We start from the raw sequence: 19,639 nt of genomic DNA on the forward strand, positions 1-19,639 counted from the left end.
AAGGATTTCAGCAAAAATACAAATTAGCCTTTTCCAAAATAAGGAAAAAAAACTTCAATTTTAAAAGTATGATAAAAACCGGGCTATCTGCCTGATAATTAAAGTTATTTGATCTTTTAGGAAATTACTGGAAATAGGGATAGTAAATAAACACAGCAATAATAATTGCGACGATAGCTGAAATAAATACTGCACCCGCAGCGACATCTTTGATATGCCCTATTTTATTATGAAAATCTGGATGAACAAAGTCGGCCATCGCTTCTATGGCTGTATTTAAACCTTCGGTAGACATAACTAGGCCTATGGCAAAAAACTGAAACATCCATTCTGTTCTGGAAATTCCAAAATACCAACCTGCTATGGAAACAAGAATGGAAATTACAAACTGAACCTGGATGCTTGGCTCATGTTTTAGCAAAAGCCAGGCTCCCTTGATCGCATATCCTCCTCCTCTGATTCTTTTTCCGAGGAAACTGTTCTTCATTATAATAATGTTTTCAGAGCAGCAAGATAGTCTGGTTCATCTTCAATTTTTGAAACCTGCTGTGAGTGTATCACATGGCCATTTTCATCTAAAACCAGAACTGCCCGGGATAGGAGGCCTTCGAAAGCACCATCTATCATTTCTACTCCGTAGTCCTTACCAAAATTTCTATCTCTGAAATCTGAAAGATTAGTAACCCTTTCCAGCTTTTCATCGCTTACGAACCTTTGCTGTGCAAATGGTAGATCCCGAGATATGCACAAAACTACGGTATTTTTCAATTCTGAAGCTTTTTGATTAAAATTACGAACAGAGGTGGCACAAACACCAGTATCTATACTCGGGAAAATATTCATGATTACCCTTTTCCCTTTAAATTCTTCTAGTGTCCCGATTGAAAGATCTGATTTGATCAGTTCAAAATGAGGAGCCTTTTCATCCATTGAGGGAAGGCTACCGTAGGTAGTAACTCGTTCTCCTCCAAGTTCAATCTTTGCCATGCTGTTTTTTATATTAGAAATATAAATTTAGAAGAATGTCTTTCGGTTATTACTAAAATTATCATAAAACAACAAGGGCTGTTTCCCAACGAAAACAGCCCTTATAGTTAGATTTGTATGAAACTTTACTGGTCTATAGAACCTAATACTTTCTTTACAAAATTATTTGCGGCATCCTTTTCCGGAATACCATCCTGTATCATTTTATGAACTTCTACAGCTCCACAAAGATTCGTGATCAATTCACCAACCACATCCATTTGCTCTTCGGTTACAGAGCGATGCTCTGTAAAACTTTCTAGAACTTCAATAGTATGCTGAAGTTTGATTTCTTCGTTGTTTCGCTGTAAATGTTTAATTACTGGTAACTTCATCTACTAAGTTTTTTAACTGGTCAAACTTATTTGTCTGAACCTGATTCTTAAAACTTCCATTTTTAAATGTTGCGAAGGTTGGCAAATTGTCAACTTTAGCCAGTTTTCTAGATTCCGGATACTTTTCAGCATCTACTAGAATAAACTGCGCATTTTCGTTTTCCTCGGCCAGTTTTTTAAATTTTGGCTTCATCAATCTGCAGTTTCCACACCATCCGGCCATGTATTGTACCACAACAGTGTCATTACTTTTAACAACTTCGCTTAAGTTATCCTGATCTAATTCCTTAATCATAGCAATTTTTTTAGATTCTTAATTTAAGCTTCGCGTCTTCTTAGTTTAAGCTAAGGTAAGATGCTACTCCTTCGCGGTCTGCATTCATCGCGTCTTTTCCTTCTTCCCAGTTTGCAGGACAAACTTCTCCTTTTTCCTGAACATGAGTATAAGCATCGATCAATCTAAGGAATTCGTTTACGTTTCTTCCCAGTGGCATATGGTTAATACCCTCATGGAATACAGTTCCTTCCTCATCAATTAGGTACGTAGCTCTATAAGTTACATTGTCACCCTCTAAAGTAATAGCTCCTGTTTCGTCATCATAAGTTTCACTCATGATATCAAGGATATCAAGTCTTGAACTTAGGTTACGGTTAGAGTCAGCAAGGATTGGGTATTTTACACCTTCAATACCACCATTATCTTTTGGAGTATTTAACCATGCGAAATGAACTTCTGGAGTATCGCAAGATGCTCCGATCACCATAACATTTCTCTTTTCAAATTCTTCCATTGCATTTTGAAAAGCATGTAGTTCTGTAGGGCAAACAAAGGTGAAATCTTTTGGGTACCAGAAAAGCAATACTTTTTTATTGTTTTTCTGAGCTTCTTCCAACACATTTAATTTGAAAGTATCTCCCATTTCGTTCATTGCATCTACGCTAAGATTTGGAAATTTTTTTCCTACTAAAGCCATATTATATCTTGTTTTTAATTAAACTATTTCTTTTTTCTACACCGCAAATTTAGCATGTAAAAGCGCTTTTGAAAGCCAGAAAAATTTTAAAATTTTATTGGTTAATAGGGTTTGTCTATCGACTAAGATATTGTCAATAGCTAGTGTCTATAATTGTCAAATTATCAGATAATTATGGCAATTATTGTATTTGTTGTAAGAATTATTTTTCGGTAAGCATTTTAATTTTTATGCCAACTGCCGCGAATAACAAGGTCATGAAGGGACTCAGGTAATTAAAGAAGGCATATCCCGCATAAGAAAGTACAGGGACACCCAAAACACCACTATGATAAGCCCCGCAAGTGTTCCATGGAACCAATACTGAAGTAACCGTTCCTGAATCTTCCAGGCTTCGGCTTAGATTTTCTGGAGCAAGACCTTTGTCCTTGTATGCTTTAGCAAACATTTTACCGGGAACAACGATCGCTAAGTATTGGTCTGATGCAGTTACATTTAATGCTAAGCAGCTAAACACTGTACTTGCGAACAATCCGAAAGTAGTATGAAACATATTAAGCAAAGCTTTACTAATTCTGGATAAAGCACCGATTGCTTCCATAATTCCACCAAAAACCATTGCACAAAGGATTAGCCAAATGGTTCCCAGCATACCTGCCATTCCGCTGGAAGCAAATAGGTCGTTTAGAGCTTCAGAATCGGTTTCTACTGCTGTATCTACCGTAATGGCATTCATGATTCCTTTATATCCGCTAATAAAATTCAGATTATCCATTCCGCTTACGGCCAGAACCACATCCGGTTGGGCGATCAAAGCTGCTATTGCTCCTAACAATGTTCCGATGAGAAGAGCGATTAAAGGTGAGGTTTTTCTAACGATCAATACAATAACCAATACCGGAACCACAAATAACCACGGACTTATATTAAAAGCAGTGTCGATTGAATTCAGGATGGCGCTTGTATCTGTTGAACCACTAGTGTCGAGATTCAACCCAATAATGATAAATGCTATGATAGTTATTGTGATCGTCGGCACTGTAGTAAGAGCCATGTATCTAATATGGGTGAAAAGATCTGTTCCTGCCATTGCGGGTGCGAGGTTGGTCGTATCACTTAATGGTGACATTTTATCTCCGAAATAAGCTCCGGAAAGGATAGCACCTGCAGTCATTCCTAATGATATTCCTAAAGCATCTGCAATCCCTATAAGAGCAATACCAACGGTTGCTGAAGTGGTCCAGCTGCTTCCAGTAGCCAGAGAAATTACCGAGCATATGATTACACAAGCTGCAAGGAATATAGTCGGATTCAAGATTTGAAGTCCGTAATAGATCATCGTGGGAATGATTCCGCTAATAAGCCAGGTACCGGCAAGGGCACCAACCATTAATAAGATCAAAATAGCACCGGCGGTACTTTGAATATTACCAGCGACTTCATCGATCATTGTATCAAATTTGATCTTATTAAAGTATCCTACAATCGCGGCTACCGCACCTCCTAATAGTAAAATAAACTGGTTGGAACCACTCAAGGCATCATCTCCAAAAACAAAAACATTGAAAGCCAGCATGGCGATAAGTGCAAAAACAGGAATTAATGCCTCCCAGATATTAAGCTCTTTGTTCTCAATGATAGGTTCATTAGAATGATTAGCAGTAGAGTTTTCCATTAAGCTTAAGTACTTTAGATATGGTAAAAATAAAGCCTCACAGTATTCCTGAATATCTTCAGAATTACCGTGAGGCTTGTCATTTTAAAACCAGTCGTTAATATTGATCATTTTTTTTCTGATCGTAATTTTACGACTTTCGGCTTAATCCTGCAAAATTTTAAACCATTTCAGTATCTAAAACCCCAACTTGAATCATACATTCTTTCATCATTTCATAAGTTCGTGCAATATCATTATCCAAGCCTATGGAGAAACGAATAAGCCCATCACTTAATCCCATCGCAGCCTGTTCTTCCATTGGGATTTCAGAAGAAGTAGAGGTTCCCGGCGCGCTGAAAAGCGTTTTATAGAAGCCTAAACTTACAGCCAGGTAACCAAGATTTTTCTCCTGCATTAGTTCCATGAGCTCATTAGCTTTATCCAGAGAACCAACGTCAATGGTTAACATTCCGCCAAAACCATATGATTCGTTCATCATCTTTTTGAAAGTTTCATGACCGGGATGAGATTCTAATCCAGGATACACGGTTTTGAAACCATCTTCCTGAAATTTATGAGCAAGAAACATTGCATTATGGCTGTGTTGCTTCATTCGAATATGCAGCGTCCTTAGGTTCTTTAGAATAGAAGCAGCTCTAAAGCTATCCATAGTTGGTCCTAAGAGCATTGCCGCCCCGTCATTCACGTTTCTAAGTTCATTTATAAAGTCTTTGGTTCCACAAACTACGCCGCCAACGGTGTCGCTGCTACCATTTATGAATTTAGTTAGACTGTGGATCACCACATCCGCGCCTAATTTCTGTGGACTGATTGAAAGCGGAGAAAAGGTGTTATCTACAACCAATTTAAGGCTATGAACTTTTGAAATTCTTGCTAGTACCGGAAGATCTGCGATTTCCAGTAAAGGGTTGCTAACGCTTTCGCAATAGATCACTTTGGTATTTTTTTGAACCGCTGCTTCTATATTTTCAGGCTTGGTGATATCTACAAAGGTGGTTTCAATTCCGAATTTTGGTGCGAAGTTTTTCAGGAAAGCGTAAGTTCCTCCATAAACAGTTCTGCTGCAAACAATATGGTCTCCTGCATTACATAATTGCATCAAAACAGAAGTAATCGCTCCCATTCCGGATGCGGCAACATTAGCGGTTTCAGTTCCTTCCATCGCGGCTAAAGCTTCACCTAAATATAAATTAGAAGGGGAGGAGTGACGTGAATATAAGTAGCAACCTTCCGCATTTCCCTCGAAGGTATCAAACATCGTTTTTGCGGAAAGGAAGGTGTAAGTTGATGAGTCTGAAATTGAAGGATTCACTCCTCCAAATTCTCCAAAATATTGTAGATCCTGAATGCGATCTGCCGGTTTGTATTTCATGATAAAAGTGATTAATACTATCAAAATTCAGAATTATAGATTTTGGTAACAACATTTTTTATCTTATGTAGAAAATAAATCTTCGAAATAAGTATATTTCAGAATTAAAATCTTATTAATTAGGAATTTGCCGTTTATTTTGGAAAAATTATAAGCTTATGAGAATCGATGAATTAGATAAGAGAATTCTGAAACATCTTCAGCAGGATAGTAAAAAAACAAATAAGGAAATTGCAAATGATCTGGGCCTATCGGTTACCGCCATCTACGAACGAATAAGGAAACTGGAAAGGGAAGGGGTGATTTCAAAATATGTAGCGCTCATCGATCCTGAAAGCGTAGAAAAAGGATTTATGGTGCTTTGCCAGATAAAATTGCTGCAGCATAAAAAGGATTTTCTAACCAAATTTGAAAAGGAAGTAACCAGTTTACCGGAGGTTATCGAATGTTTGCATGTAAGTGGAGATTTTGATTATATGCTGAAAGTGCTAATAAAGGATATGGATGCTTATCGCGAATTCTTAGTTACAAAACTTACTACCTTGGATCATATAGGAAGCACTAAAAGCATATTTACGATCAATAAAGTGAAGCAAAGTACGATGATCAACCTATAAATCTTAAAATTTTATTATGTCTATAGCTCTGCATTGGTCATTGTAGAGAATAGTCGTACTTTTACGATCGATTTTTGAAAACAAAAAAACACACAATTATGAGTACATATGATGTTGCAGTTATAGGATCAGGACCCGGTGGATATGTAGCCGCCATTCGTTGCGCCCAGCTGGGAATGAAAACTGCAATCATAGAGAAATATTCCACGCTTGGTGGAACCTGTCTAAATGTGGGTTGTATCCCAAGTAAGGCATTACTGGATTCTTCTCACCATTATCATGATGCAATTGCGCATTTTGAAGAACACGGAATTGAAATTCCGGGAGAGGTGAAGCTGAATCTAGAAAAAATGATGGAACGTAAATCTTCTGTAGTAAGTCAGACTTGCGACGGAGTGAAATTCCTGATGGATAAAAATAAGATCGATGTGATCGAAGGAGTTGGTTCTTTTAAAGATAAAACTCATATCAACATCGAAAAAGATGGTGAAACTCAAACTATCGAAGCGAAAAAAACCATTATCGCTACCGGATCCAAGCCGGCAAACCTTCCGTTCATTGAACTGGATAAAGAAAGAGTGATCACTTCTACGGAAGCTTTAACGCTGAAAGAAGTACCAAAACACATGATTGTAATTGGTGGTGGAGTTATTGGATTAGAGCTTGGTCAGGTTTATCGTCGTCTTGGTGCTGAGGTTACTGTTGTTGAATATCTTGACAGAATTATCCCTACTATGGATTCTGCACTTTCGAAAGAACTTCAGAAAGTATTGAAAAAGCAGGGAGTGAAATTCCATACCAGCACTAAAGTGAAGTCGGTTGAGAGAAATGGAGATGAGATCATCATTAAAGCCGATGACAAGAAAGATAAGGAGATCGAACTTAAAGGTGATTACTGTCTTGTATCTGTAGGTCGACGTCCTTATACAGACGGATTGAATGCTGAGGCTGCAGGAGTGGAGCTTGATGATAAAGGTAGAGTGAAAGTCAACGATCACCTTCAAACGAATGTAGATAATATTTACGCGATCGGTGATGTGGTTCGTGGTGCGATGCTTGCTCATAAAGCAGAAGAAGAGGGTTCTATGGTTGCTGAATTGATGGCTGGTCAGAAACCTCACATCGATTATAACCTTATACCTGGAGTGGTTTACACATGGCCTGAGGTTGCTTCCGTTGGAAAGACTGAAGAGCAATTGAAGGAAATGGGGGTAAAGTACAAAGAAGGTAAATTCCCAATGCGTGCTTTAGGTCGTTCCAGAGCTAGTGGAGATATAGACGGATTGGTGAAGATCCTTGCTGATGAAAAGACCGATGAGGTTCTTGGTGTTCATATGATCGGAGCCAGAACAGCAGATCTTATTGCTGAAGCGGTTACGGCAATGGAATTTAGAGCTTCTGCTGAGGATATCGCTAGAATGTCTCATGCTCACCCAACTTATGCTGAAGCAGTGAAAGAAGCTGCATTAGCAGCAACAGAAAATAGAGCTTTGCATATTTAATAGAAATAGCATAAAATATATTTTAGACCCGGACGTTATATTGTCCGGGTTTTTTGTTTTATTGCAGCACTTTTTTACTAACCTTCATCAAGTTATACATGAAGAATCTTCTACTGTTATTCCTATTATTCTCGACAACTATTTATGCTCAAAATGAGAAGTTTAATTTAAATTTTGATCAAAACTTTAAAGGAGAAGAGCTTCCTGATGACTGGTTTGTTTGGGGAGATTATCAGATAGATAAAGACTCTATAAATGATTATTCAGGAAAATATGCCGCAAAAATATCTTCAGGTGAGCATGGCGGTAGCTTTGGAAGTATTGCTTATAAAATTCCAGCCAGATATAAAGGTAGAACGTTGAAGCTTGAAGGCTATATAAAAACTGAAAATGTAACCAATGGTTTCGCAGGTTTGTTGATAAGGGTGGATGGCCTTGCCGGCTCCCTTGCTTTTAATAACATGCAAAGACAACAACTTTCCGGTACTAATGATTGGGAAAAGTATAAAGTGTTTGTTCGGTTTCCGGAAAATGCAAAGACTATCTATGTTGGTGGTATTCTCTCTGGGAATGGTACAGCATGGTTTGATGATCTTAAACTAAAAGTAAACGGTAACAAGGATGTTCAGGAAATAGAAGAGGTAGAGTTTGAATTAAAACCTGCGCAGATAGATTCAAGTTTTGCCAATAATTCAAATTTTAAAATTAATGATCTCAGCGATTCGCAGGTAGATCGATTATACAAATTAGGAAAGGTATGGGGTTTCGTAAAATATCACCATCCTGAAATTGCCAAAGGAAATATTAATTGGGACAATGAACTTTTCAGGATTCTGCCAAAACTAAATTCTGAAAATTTTGATCTTGAGTTAGCAAATTGGATCAGTTCACTTGGTGATGTTGATTTTAATGTGCATGAATTACCAGAAAATGATGAAGTGGAGCTATGTCCAGATTATGGCTGGATCTATGATACAGAATTTCTGAGCGAGGACCTTTCTAAAGAGTTGAAAGAAATACTCACGTCCAAGAGAGAAAATGAACATTATTACGTTGGGATCAATAGTGGGGTTCGTAACCCTCGGTTCACAAATGAACTTAGTTATCCGAAAATGGAATGGGATGATACCGGAATAAAGCTGCTGGCACTTTACCGTTACTGGAACATGATGGAATATTTTAATCCGAATAATCACCTTACAGATAAAGACTGGGAGACGGTACTAAGGGAATATATTCCACGCTTTGTTGAAAATAATACGGAGCTGGACTATAAACTCAATATGCTTCAGTTAATTGAAGAAGTAAGTGACACCCATGCCAATATGTGGTATTATGATGAGGCCTTAAATGAGTTTTTCGGTAGCAGAAGATTACCTGTCAAGGTTCAATTTATAGAAGAGATGCCTGTAGTAATCAAAGTTGGTGATTCTGCAGGTCAAAATATTCAAACTGGAGATGTTATCACTCATATTGATAACAAACCCATAAAAGAGATCATCGAGAATAACCTGAAATACTACCCGGCTTCAAATTATCCTACGAAGTTGAGGGATATGGCCAGGAAACTTTTATGGACTAACCAGGACAGCCTGGAACTAACCCTTCAGAATAAAAGCGGTTCTTATACTGAAAAGGTAGTTTCAGTAGAAAAATGGGATGATTCAGAAAAGATCATTCCAAGCCATAAGTATATTGAAAATGATATTGGTTATATCTACCCGGAATCGCTGAAAAGAGGTGAAATAAAAGATATTCTGAAAAAGTTCGAAGATACGAAAGGTATTGTGGTTGATATGCGTTGTTACCCTTCAGATTTTATAGTTTTCAGTATGGGAAACAAAGTTGTTCCCCAGCCAACCGACTTTGTAAAATTCACTAACACATCTCTGGAAGATCCGGGGTATTTTGAGTTTCGTAATGGTTCAAAAGTAGGTTCTCTTATTAAGAATGCTTATGACGGAAAATTGACCATTCTTATAAATGAAGAGACTCAAAGTAACGCGGAATATACCACCATGGCTTTGAGAGTGGCGCCAGAAGCTGTGGTAATTGGAAGTCAGACTGCCGGAGCTGATGGAAATGTTTCCCGTATAAATATACCGGGAGGAATTAAGACCATGATTTCAGGTATAGGTGTCTATTATCCGGATGGAACTGAAACTCAAAGAATAGGTATCGTGCCCGACATTGAAATAAAACCGACTATTGCTGGATTTAGAGAGGGAACGGACGAATTACTGGAGAAAGCGATCGAGGTTATTAAAACCTCTTCTGTAGATACAAAATAGTTTATTGAAATTTTCCCAGCGTTTGGATCACCTGATCTTTATAGGTTCTGCTTATTGGTAGCGATTTATTCTGAATGATCACTTCTTCATTTGAATAGGATTCTATCTTATCTATGGCGATAATAAAAGAGCGGTGAATCCTTAAGAATTTTGATTGAGGAAGCTTTGTTTCTATAGATGAAATGGTCTCTCTCGTGACTTTCGTGCCATCAGAAGTTTCAATTTTAAGGTAATCGCTTAGGCTCTCGATCCAGAGGATTTTTGAAAAATCGATTTTGTGCATTTTCCGGTCGATCTTCACAAAAATGAAATCTGAAATTTCATCAGTTTTAAGTTCAGGCAGACTTTGATGGACATGTATTTCCTGAAAATTATTAACCGCATCCAGTAAGCGTTCAAAAGAAATAGGTTTTAAAAGGTAATCTACCGCGTGCAGATCAAAACCCTCTATGGCGTATTCTCTATATGCGGTAGTAAATATGATCTTGATATTCTTATTGATAGACTTCGCAAATGAAATTCCTGAAATACCGGGCATGTTTATGTCCAGGAAGATAAGATCTGTCTTATTCGCATTGATCATATTAAATGCTTCTGTAGCATTTTTACAGCGACCAATAATTTCGATCTTATCGATCCTTGAAATGTGATTTTCGAGAATATCTAAAGCAACCGGTTCGTCATCAACAATGATACATCGAATCTTATCTAACATTTACCTGATTTTTAGCGAGGTTCAAATTAAGTGAAACACGAAAATTATCCTTATCATCTTCAACTTTCAATTTATGTTCATTCTCGTATAGAATTTGTAATCTTCTTTGAATATTTTCCAGTCCGATTCCTTCTCCATCAGATTTTTCCGTTTTATCACCTAAGGAATTAATTATCCTGAAATCCATAATTTCATCATCCAGGCTTAATTCAATCGTAATTTTCAATTTTCCATCGTTACCCTTTCCATGCTTAAAGCTATTTTCCACAAAGGGAAGAAGTAGCATTGGGGCGATCTGAACATTTTCGGGTATATGGTCAGAATGAAAATTAATTTCCAGGTCTTCTCTAAAGCGTTTTTTTTCCAGGTCGATATAATTCCGAATATGCTCAATCTCTTCATTTAATTTAACCAATGGTTTCCTGGTTTGATATAATATGTAATCCAGCAATTTTGAAAGCTGTAGGATCATTTCAGGAGCCAGCGGACTTTTACTCAAACTTAATCCGTAGATCGTATTGAGGCTATTAAAAAGAAAGTGCGGATGAATCTGCATTTTTAAATACTGAAGTTCTTGTTCCTTCAGTTTTAGCTGAGCTTCCAGGATCCTGTTTTTTAGTTCGTCATTCTTGGCCGCTGCCGAATAATTATATTTCAGCAAACTGAAAGCAGAAGCTATGGCCACAACCAGGTATACGCATATAATTATGTAAATAAGACTTTTGGTTAGTGGGAAATTCTCCTGATAACCGTAACCTAGGTTAATTATTATGCCGTAAAAAGCGGATATGCTGATGTAGCTGAGTGAAATAAAAAATGTGGCGACGGAATATAAATTGAATTTGAGGTACTTCTTTTTAATAAGGTAATCTGGAATCAATTTATAGATAAAAACGTAAGTGGATGCCATGGTAACCGGCAGGAAAAAAATTGCAAAGCTTATTACGGTTTTAAAATCTGCTCCTTCAAAGCCGAAGAAAAATGTGAAAAATAAAAGAACTACCAGCCAGAGGAGGCTATGGAGTAGTATTCTTTTTCCTAATGCGATAAATGCTCCAGCAATATTCATTAATAGTTAAAAATGTGACATAATTCCCAATTCTGAAAATATTTGCGATAAATAACAAGTTTTCGCAGGCAGATGACAGAAGAGATATACTAATAATTATGGAATTCAACTCCATTGTAGAATCGGGTTCAAAACCTGTAATTCGTCTCATTGTTATAATAACATGGATGCTATCTTATAGATTTGTTTTCGTTAATCAATAATTTAAAAAACATGTACGTTTTCATTTTATTCTTTTTTCAGCAGCAGGTTTTTTTTGATCAGTTACTCGCCAGGATCTACGAAGGTGGGCCGCTCGCGATGTCCTTGATCTTGATCGCTTTCTTCCTGATGTTATTTCTCACCGTTCGCACCGCTTTAAAATTGAAATCTCCTAGCCATGTTTTTCATAAATCTATTTCTTTGATCAACCAGGTTTCATTAATCGCCCTGGTAATTGGTTTATTCGCTCAATTCATCGGGCTCATCCAGATATTTGATGCTTTTGAGGCGCTTGGAGACATCAGTCCATCGCTTTTCGCAGCCGGTTTAAAAGTAACCTTACTAGCTCCATTGTTTGGAGGATTCACTTTTTTAATCGGCAGAATGTCCACATTTATTCTGAATTGGATCCGCAATGCCGAACTAGACAGACTTTCATCAATCAAAAACTGAACAATTAAAATTTAATTCAAAGCAATTCAAAGATTCACTACATTTAGAAGTTAATTCTAATAATAGAAATCATGGCAAAAGAAAAATCGCCTTCTAAGAATTCGGCTAAGAAAGAACCGGTGTTGAGCTTAAAAGAAAAAAGAGCAGCGAAAGCAGCAAAGAGAAAGAACAGAAGTTAAATCCTATAAAAATGGAAGGAGCGCAATTGCGCTCCTTTTTTTCTTTCAATCCTATTCTGCTATTGACAACAAACCGAAAGATCCCCTAAAATTTGTATCAAAAGCATTTTAAATTGCTTTTTAATCGCAATCTTCTTGTTTATCCAGTTTAGGAATCATTCTATCAGCAGAATTTTTTGTTATTTCTGTAAATTGACTTGAACCCATAACCGAGGATGGAGTTTCTGCCTGTAAATAATATTTTTCATCAGCCTTTAACTCCAGTTCAAAATGATCAACATTTGCTTTTGATTTTTTACCGGTCATCTGAACTGAAAATTTGTGAACACCTGGTGTTAAACTGGTAAGTAGATAATTTTTATTTTTCAGTTCACAAATAAGTTCATCATCAATGAAAACCTTAAAATTTGTTAGCGATCCCATTGATTTTGTATCTCTGATAATATATACTTCAGCAGTTTTATCCTGTGAGTAGATTGAGATCGAAAAGAATAGACAAACGACTATTATTTGAATTTTTTTCATGGAGTTAAATTTTTGGATAGTTGAATTTACTAAAAAATTGATTATCAATTATTTGATAGAATGATAAATAATTAAAATTTTAGAAATCCAGGAACTCGTTAAGGATAGTGATAATAGCATCCTAAAAAAAAAGAGCGCAATTGCGCTCCTTGATTATTTCTTTCTTCTCCTATTGGCATTCTTGTCGCCACGTGTCTTTGGCTTTTTATATTTTTTGGCGATCTCTCTTCGGTAGGATCCACCTAAATTTACTTTTTTGTTTTTATCCTTTTTTTCGTGAAAAGCAGGTCCGGCCTCATCCACAACTTTATTAGGATTGTTGATCTCAATAGCTCTAGGTCTTTCTTCGGGGATCAATTCTTTGGAAATTTTTACAGCTTCAGGAAGATCTTGTTGAGAAACTTTCATATTCATCAAAGATTCGATATCCTCCAGGTAACCTTGTTCTGCCTCTGTAGTGAATAATAATGATTGGCCTTTCTTCTCGGCACGACCGGTTCTACCAATCCTGTGCATGTAGTTTTCAGGATATAGCGGTGTGTCAAAGTTTACCACGTGCGATACATTTTCAATATCCAATCCGCGGGCCATAACATCGGTAGCTATAAGTATCCGGGATAGTCCTTCATCAAAATCAGTTACACTTTTAAGTCGGTAATTCTGACTTTTCCCGGTGTGTACCAAGCTGGTTTCTCCCGGAAATTCTTCACCTAGATTTTCATATAATCTATCTGCGATTCGCTTGTCGCCAATGAAGATGAGGACCTTATGATATTCTTCAGCATCAGAAAGTAGATGTTTTAGAAGGTTTGCTTTGGTATAAAAGTTTGGGATCTTATAACCACGCTGATCAATATTTTCAAGTGGGGTACCGCTTACAGCTACAGAAATCTTTTCCGGAGCTTTAAAATTAGCGTCTATCATTTCTTCAACCGTTTCAGTCATCGTGGCTGAAAACATAATACTTTGCCTGTTCGGCGGAAGCAATTCGATAATATTGTTCACCTGGAATTTAAATCCGAGGTCCAGCATAACATCCACTTCATCTATCACAAATTTCTGAATGGACTTTAGCTGAACGGCTCTTCTTAAAACCAGATCATAGAGTCTTCTTGGAGTGGCAACAACAATATCCAGTCCCTGCATAAGATCCTGATGTTGTGTATTTATATTTACGCCACCATATACCCCTGCAACTCTTAGGTTGATATATTTTGCTAGCTTTTCGATTTCTTCAACTACCTGTACTACCAGTTCCCTCGTTGGAACCATAATTAGAATACGCGGATTCTTTTGTTCAGAATATTTCAGCATTCTCAACAATGGCAATAAATAGGCAAAGGTTTTTCCCGTACCGGTTTGGGCGATACCAACCACATCTCTTCCGGACATGATTGATGAAAATGCCTGTTCCTGGATAGGTGTAGGAGTCTGAAGATTCAGATCTTCCAGGGCATTGCGTAAAGGGGTATTTAAATTTAGGTCCTGAAAACTCAAAGTGTAAGGTTTAATTTTTGCAAAGGTAGCGCATTAAAAACTTACAACCTGCAAGACACTCAAATTACCTTTTACTTCCCCAGGGAGATCTTTTTATCAGGTAACTAATAGTAGTCTCATATTTGTTTAAGTTAGTTCCTAAACCTGTCCTGTCTACACTGTAAACACTGCTTCCCTGATCATTAAAAATTTTCAGGTTGATATTCGTGCTATAGTTTTCTGTAGAACTGCTGGATGTATAAGTGCTCTCTTTTCCTGAAGATTTTCGGGAATCCCGATCTTTTTCTTTTTTGTCTTTATAAGTGGTCGTGCTGCTACCATAGGTGTTGGATCCGGTATAATCGATGTTGGCAGCACCTATTACGATAAATTCAACTCCTAGAAGCTGAGCTAATTCTGCCGGCCTCATTTTGCTGGCTTCAGCTTCACCAATATTATTTTCATACAATATGGCATTCGTTTCTGCAGGATCCTGCAAAATTACCTGGCTGGTATTTTTCCTGATAGAACTTGCTGTAGCATCCTGTATTTCTTCCATCATACCTTCCGTAGTTAAGCCAGCATTATTAGATACAACTTTAAAGGGTAGCACGGCTATCTTATTTTTTCTATCTGCAGCAGCTGTAGTTGCAGTTGAACTTATTTGAGATGAACTATTCTGAACCTGGTTATAGACTTCTGTTCTTCCACTGGCAAAATCAATCTTATGGATCTCTTCTTTCTTTAACTCATATTCAAGGTCTTCGCCTGAATAGACAAAACTAATCGCGTCACTTTTTACCGCGGTAACTTTTCCCTTTTTTTCATCACCGTTCAACATATGCACAATATCTTCCTGTGCCTGGGAAATTGAAGTAACAAAGAGTAATAATAATCCGAAAATTAAAGTTAGATTTTTCATAGTAAGACTTTTTAATAACTATGAAAATAATAAAAAACTGGATATAAGAGTATTACAAATTTGTTTTATTCGATCTGGATTTTGTAGAAATGGTTTATTTCTTCGCCCTCATCTAAAACTTCAATACCTTCCTTATCTGTTAGATTTTGGTTGGTATCTTCGATATCTGCAATTCCCAGCCATGGTTCGATGCAGACATAAGAGGCTCCTGGTTTGGCCCAGATGCCAAGATTTTTAAAACCTGGGTAACTCACAGAGAGTATTTTTCCGTGGTTTTTGCTTACGAGCGCTACTTTTTTTGAACTGATATTTTTAAAAATCAGGGCATCGTCATCGAAGATATTTTCGGTCAGCTTTAACGTATCTTCATTCTTAAGGATCTCCTTATTTTCGGAACTTACCAGGCCATCATTATTCAAAATGTGAGTTTTTAGATCTAATTTTCGATCAAATTGTAGGAAATAGTCATCAATTTCTTCATTTTCAAAATGTTGAATATTAAAAGCCGGATGACCTCCCAAGGAAAAATAAATGGACTTTTCATCAAGGTTTATAATATGATGACTCACTTCCAGGTTTTTTCCATCGATAGTAAAAGCTATTCTGAAATCGAATTTAAATGGATACATTTCTAGAGTTTCATCGGAATACAATAGCTCGAAAACAAGTTGATTTTCTGATTTCTCTTTAAGCCTGATATTTTCATTATGGCGAATGAAGCCGTGTTTAGGAATGGAATATTCTTTTCCATCAAAGAAATATTTTCCGTTTTTTAAAACTCCGATAATCGGGAAAAGGTTTGGAGCATGGCTTCCCCAGACTGATGGATCTGCCTGCCAGATATATTCTTTATTATTTTCCTTATTTAAGATACTACAAAGTTCTGCACCCGTCTCTTTTACCGAAATCTTCAGAAATTCGTTCTCAATTGAATGTCTTTTCAAAACAGCTAATTTTTGAATAAAGTTACAAAACCGCTTAGAGCGGAGAAAATATTAAACAGTAAGCCGGCAATTTTTCGGTATTTTTAAAAAAAATTGAATTAAATGAAGAAAATACTTGCCTTCACCGGCTCAAATAGCAGTACTTCTATCAATCAGCAATTGCTTGATAATGTTGTAAATAGGATAGGTAATCACGAGATTAAAAATGTCAATTTAACTGAATATCCTCTTCCAATTTATAGTATTGATATTGAAAATGATAAAGGAATGCCTATTAATGCTACGATTATTAAAAACCTGATCGAGGAAAGTGATGCTCTCGTAATAGCGGTAAATGAGCATAATGGAGGTCCGTCGGCTTTTTTTAAAAATATTATCGACTGGCTTTCGAGGGTAAATAAAAATTTTCTGGAAGGCAAGAAGATTTTATTGATTAGTACATCACCGGGAAAAAGAGGAGCTAAGTCATCCCTGGAATACACCAAAGATATCTTCGGAAGGTTTGGCGGTGAGGTCATCGAAAGTTTCAGTTTACCATCTTTTAAAGATAATTTTGAGAATGGAAGGGTTACAAACGAGGTACTGGATATGGGAATTGAAGATGTGGTTACTACCTTTGCGCATCAAATTGAAGAATAAGTGCGCATTTCCAAAGTCTTTTCTGTAAGGGAAACTCAAGAATTTAAAGAACGATTATTATCGTGGAGCCGGCAATTTCAGGAAATTGCCTGGTTGGATAGCAATGAATATGATTCGAAAACAGGCGAATATGAGGCAATACTGGCAGTTGAAGCATTTACGGCGATCAAAACCGATCATGTTGCTGCTTTTGATAAACTGAAAGAATACCAGGAAACTACTGCCGACTGGATCTTTGGATATTTAAGCTATGATCTTAAAAACGATGCGGAGCGTTTGAAATCATCAAATTTTGACGGTCTCCATTTTCCTGATCTTTATTTTTTTCAGCCTCAAAAGATCATTTTTATAAAGGATGATCAGGTGGAATTTCATTATCTACGAATGGTAGACGATGAGATAGACCATGATTTTCAAGATATTCAGACAAAGGAACCTGAAACCGGGTCGGAACATGCTCCGGTAAAGGTAGAAGCCAGAATTTCAAAAGAGCAATACCTTGAAAAGATCGGTTTGATGCTGAATCATATTCATCGCGGAGATATTTATGAGGCAAACTTCTGCCAGGAATATTATGCTGAAAATGTAGCGATTGATTCCTTTGATATTTACAGATCTTTGAATGAGATTTCTTCTCCGCCGTTTGCGGCCTACTTGAAACTCGAAAATTTTAATCTTATTTCGGCTTCTCCGGAAAGATATCTTAAGAAGAAAGGAGATCAGCTTTTATCTCAGCCTATTAAAGGGACAGCTCGTAGGGCCGAAAATACCGAGGAAGATAATAAGATCGCCGAGGAATTAGCGAATGATCCCAAGGAACAATCTGAAAATGTAATGATCGTGGATCTGGTTCGCAATGACCTTTCCAGGATTGCGAAAAAGGGAAGTGTTCAGGTTGATGAATTGTGCAAGGTTTATTCTTTTAAACAAGTGCACCAACTGGTTTCAAGTGTTACAGCGAAGATCGCAGATGATATTCCGCCGGTGGAAGCTTTGCGAACCAGTTTTCCCATGGGAAGTATGACCGGAGCCCCAAAGATTTCTGCTATGAAAATCATCGAAGAACTGGAAGAATCTAAACGCGGGCTTTACAGCGGCGCCGTGGGTTATTTTACTCCAGAGGGTGATTTCGATTTTAATGTAGTGATTAGAAGTATCCTTTATAATGCTGATAATAAATACCTTTCATTTTCGGTTGGCGGTGCAATCACTTCTAAATCAAATCCTGAAAAAGAATACGAGGAATGCCTTTTAAAGGCAAAGGCTATGCGCGAAGTACTTACCAATTTGTAAGGAATTTAGTTCAGTTTCCGGAAAAGAATTTTGATTTCAGCTTTGTATATTTGAGTAACCATGGAAAAATCATTCAAAAATCTGGTAAAAACCGACTATCCTTATCTCTGTGGGGGAAAATTACTTGTGGCGGTTAGCGGCGGCGTAGATAGCGTTGTCCTTGCACATTTATGTCATTCAGCCAAACTTGATTTTTCTATTGCACATTGCAATTTCAACCTTCGTGGCGAGGAAAGTGATGGTGACGAGAAATTTGTGGTAGATCTTGCAGATTCTCTAAATGTTGAAGTTTTCACCGAAAGTTTTGATACGCTTGCTTTCGCTGAAAATCATGGTATCTCTGTACAAATGGCCGCACGTGATCTTCGTTATGAATGGTTTGCAGAATTAAGCAGTTCAGTTCAGTTTGATTATACGCTTACTGCCCATCATGCCAACGATAATCTTGAAACCTTTCTAATTAATTTGATTAGAGGAACCGGTCCTGAAGGTCTAACCGGGATAAAAAAAGAAAGGAATGATATTGTTAGGCCACTTCTGCCGTATACACGTTCTGAAATTGAAAATTTCGCCAGGGAAAATAATTATAAATGGCGGGAAGACAGCAGCAATTCTTCGGATAAATACGTGAGAAACAAGATCAGGCATCAGATAGTGCCGATCATGGAAGAATTAAATCCTCAATTGCTGGATAGCTTTGGTAAAACGCAATCCCATTTGCAGGAAAGTCTCGATCTCGTTGAAGATTACATGAGTCTGCTTTATCCAAAATTGGTACAGAAGGATACTTTCGGCTATACTATAGATATTGATTTTCTTAAAAAAGTTCCGAATCAAAATCAGATCTTATATCAGCTTTTAAAATCCTTCGGTTTTACTGAGTGGAATGATGTCTATAACCTGATGGATGCGCAAACGGGGAAAATGGTCTTATCAGATACCCATCGCCTTATCAAAGACAGGAAAAAACTTCTTTTAACCGAACATAACGACAAAACGGGCAAGAAAGAATATGTTCTGGGTAAAGACGAGGAGCTGGTGATGATCCCGGGAATGGGGACTTTTCATATTAGTGAAGTGGACAGGATCGGGCAGTTATCAAATTCCTGTATCTACGTTCCGGAGAATAAATTGAAATTTCCTTTGACCATTCGGAAATGGCAAAAGGGTGATTTTTTCTATCCTTTCGGAATGACGGGGAAAAAGAAGCTCAGCGATTTTTTCAAGGATGAGAAATTTTCCCTGCCTGAAAAAGAGCATACCTGGATCCTCTGTTCTGGAGAAGAAATCGTCTGGATCATAAATCACCGGACAGACAACAGGTTCGCGGTAGAGAAATCAGATTCTGATATTTTACAGATCTGTATCACCTAAATTCACATTTAACACCCGGAAACCTTTCGAAGTAAGCATTATCAGCGTTTTTCT

20 protein-coding genes are annotated in these 19,639 nt (G+C 37.2%); 7 read left to right on the top strand and 13 right to left on the bottom strand.

The window, feature by feature from the left end; all coding sequences use genetic code 11:
* Positions 1-124: 124 nt before the first annotated feature.
* From AC2S94_RS09915 to AC2S94_RS09945, 7 genes are all read right to left on the bottom strand, one after another.
* Positions 125-487, bottom strand: a complete 363-nt coding sequence (locus AC2S94_RS09915) for a diacylglycerol kinase family protein (RefSeq protein WP_484628442.1) — start codon at positions 485-487, stop codon at positions 125-127.
* Positions 487-987, bottom strand: coding sequence for a thiol peroxidase (gene tpx / locus AC2S94_RS09920; RefSeq protein WP_484628443.1), 501 nt, complete (start codon positions 985-987; stop codon positions 487-489). Before tpx ends, AC2S94_RS09915 begins: the two co-directional genes overlap by 1 nt.
* A 125-nt stretch (positions 988-1,112) precedes the next feature.
* Positions 1,113-1,361, bottom strand: a complete 249-nt coding sequence (locus tag AC2S94_RS09925; protein ID WP_484628444.1) for a DUF6952 family protein — start codon at positions 1,359-1,361, stop codon at positions 1,113-1,115.
* Positions 1,342-1,656 (bottom strand): thioredoxin family protein, encoded by a 315-nt coding sequence (locus AC2S94_RS09930; protein WP_484628445.1) that lies wholly within the window; start codon positions 1,654-1,656, stop codon positions 1,342-1,344. Before AC2S94_RS09930 ends, AC2S94_RS09925 begins: the two co-directional genes overlap by 20 nt.
* Positions 1,657-1,696: 40 nt before the next feature.
* Positions 1,697-2,335, bottom strand: a complete 639-nt coding sequence (locus AC2S94_RS09935) for a peroxiredoxin (protein WP_484628446.1) — start codon at positions 2,333-2,335, stop codon at positions 1,697-1,699.
* A gap of 202 nt (positions 2,336-2,537) precedes the next feature.
* Positions 2,538-4,010: a Na+/H+ antiporter NhaC gene (gene nhaC, locus AC2S94_RS09940; RefSeq protein WP_484628447.1), complete on the bottom strand. Its 1,473-nt coding sequence runs from the start codon at positions 4,008-4,010 to the stop codon at positions 2,538-2,540.
* A gap of 160 nt (positions 4,011-4,170) precedes the next feature.
* Positions 4,171-5,385 carry an aminotransferase class I/II-fold pyridoxal phosphate-dependent enzyme gene (locus AC2S94_RS09945; protein WP_484628448.1) on the bottom strand — a complete coding sequence of 405 codons (1,215 nt, stop codon included), beginning with the start codon at positions 5,383-5,385 and terminating at the stop codon, positions 4,171-4,173.
* Positions 5,386-5,543: 158 nt separating this feature from the next.
* Between AC2S94_RS09945 and AC2S94_RS09950 the strand changes: the two genes are divergently transcribed.
* The 3 genes from AC2S94_RS09950 to AC2S94_RS09960 all read left to right on the top strand — a co-directional run bounded on the left by AC2S94_RS09950 (position 5,544) and on the right by AC2S94_RS09960 (position 9,795).
* Positions 5,544-6,002 (top strand): Lrp/AsnC family transcriptional regulator, encoded by a 459-nt coding sequence (locus AC2S94_RS09950; RefSeq protein ID WP_484628449.1) that lies wholly within the window; start codon positions 5,544-5,546, stop codon positions 6,000-6,002.
* 98 nt (positions 6,003-6,100) lie between these two features.
* Positions 6,101-7,504: a dihydrolipoyl dehydrogenase gene (gene lpdA / locus AC2S94_RS09955; RefSeq protein WP_484628450.1), complete on the top strand. Its 1,404-nt coding sequence runs from the start codon at positions 6,101-6,103 to the stop codon at positions 7,502-7,504.
* Between the two features lie 98 nt (positions 7,505-7,602).
* Positions 7,603-9,795: a S41 family peptidase gene (locus AC2S94_RS09960; protein ID WP_484628451.1), complete on the top strand. Its 2,193-nt coding sequence runs from the start codon at positions 7,603-7,605 to the stop codon at positions 9,793-9,795.
* A gap of 1 nt (position 9,796) precedes the next feature.
* Here the strand turns inward: AC2S94_RS09960 and AC2S94_RS09965 are convergent, their stop codons facing one another.
* Both AC2S94_RS09965 and AC2S94_RS09970 read right to left on the bottom strand, forming a co-directional pair.
* Positions 9,797-10,510, bottom strand: a complete 714-nt coding sequence (locus AC2S94_RS09965; protein WP_484628452.1) for a LytR/AlgR family response regulator transcription factor — start codon at positions 10,508-10,510, stop codon at positions 9,797-9,799.
* Positions 10,500-11,579: a sensor histidine kinase gene (locus tag AC2S94_RS09970; protein WP_484628453.1), complete on the bottom strand. Its 1,080-nt coding sequence runs from the start codon at positions 11,577-11,579 to the stop codon at positions 10,500-10,502. The genes AC2S94_RS09965 and AC2S94_RS09970 overlap by 11 nt, the downstream gene beginning before the upstream one ends.
* A 213-nt stretch (positions 11,580-11,792) precedes the next feature.
* On the opposite strand from AC2S94_RS09970, the gene AC2S94_RS09975 reads away from it, so the two are divergent.
* Positions 11,793-12,233 (top strand): hypothetical protein, encoded by a 441-nt coding sequence (locus AC2S94_RS09975; RefSeq protein ID WP_484628454.1) that lies wholly within the window; start codon positions 11,793-11,795, stop codon positions 12,231-12,233.
* 299 nt (positions 12,234-12,532) lie between these two features.
* On the opposite strand, the gene AC2S94_RS09980 is transcribed toward AC2S94_RS09975, so the two are convergent.
* The 4 genes from AC2S94_RS09980 to AC2S94_RS09995 form a co-directional block, all read right to left on the bottom strand.
* A complete protein-coding gene (locus tag AC2S94_RS09980; RefSeq protein ID WP_484628455.1) occupies positions 12,533-12,937 on the bottom strand; it encodes a DUF2846 domain-containing protein in 405 nt (134 codons plus the stop codon).
* 153 nt (positions 12,938-13,090) lie between these two features.
* Positions 13,091-14,434 carry a DEAD/DEAH box helicase gene (locus tag AC2S94_RS09985; protein WP_484628456.1) on the bottom strand — a complete coding sequence of 448 codons (1,344 nt, stop codon included), beginning with the start codon at positions 14,432-14,434 and terminating at the stop codon, positions 13,091-13,093.
* Between the two features lie 64 nt (positions 14,435-14,498).
* Positions 14,499-15,335: a hypothetical protein gene (locus tag AC2S94_RS09990; RefSeq protein ID WP_484628457.1), complete on the bottom strand. Its 837-nt coding sequence runs from the start codon at positions 15,333-15,335 to the stop codon at positions 14,499-14,501.
* 65 nt (positions 15,336-15,400) lie between these two features.
* A complete protein-coding gene (locus tag AC2S94_RS09995) occupies positions 15,401-16,279 on the bottom strand; it encodes an aldose 1-epimerase family protein (RefSeq protein ID WP_484628458.1) in 879 nt (292 codons plus the stop codon).
* Between the two features lie 102 nt (positions 16,280-16,381).
* On the opposite strand from AC2S94_RS09995, the gene AC2S94_RS10000 reads away from it, so the two are divergent.
* Genes AC2S94_RS10000 through tilS form a run of 3 tightly spaced genes read left to right on the top strand, consistent with a single transcriptional unit; the run spans position 16,382 to position 19,585 of the window.
* Positions 16,382-16,918, top strand: coding sequence for an NADPH-dependent FMN reductase (locus AC2S94_RS10000; protein ID WP_484628459.1), 537 nt, complete (start codon positions 16,382-16,384; stop codon positions 16,916-16,918).
* The gene (gene pabB, locus AC2S94_RS10005) at positions 16,919-18,211 is read left to right on the top strand and encodes an aminodeoxychorismate synthase component I (RefSeq protein WP_484628460.1); all 1,293 of its coding nucleotides are present in this window, start codon (positions 16,919-16,921) and stop codon (positions 18,209-18,211) included.
* A 60-nt stretch (positions 18,212-18,271) separates the two neighbouring features.
* A complete protein-coding gene (tilS, locus tag AC2S94_RS10010; protein ID WP_484628461.1) occupies positions 18,272-19,585 on the top strand; it encodes a tRNA lysidine(34) synthetase TilS in 1,314 nt (437 codons plus the stop codon).
* Positions 19,586-19,639: the final 54 nt, after the last annotated feature.

The sequence above is a fragment of the Christiangramia pacifica genome (assembly GCF_057221535.1).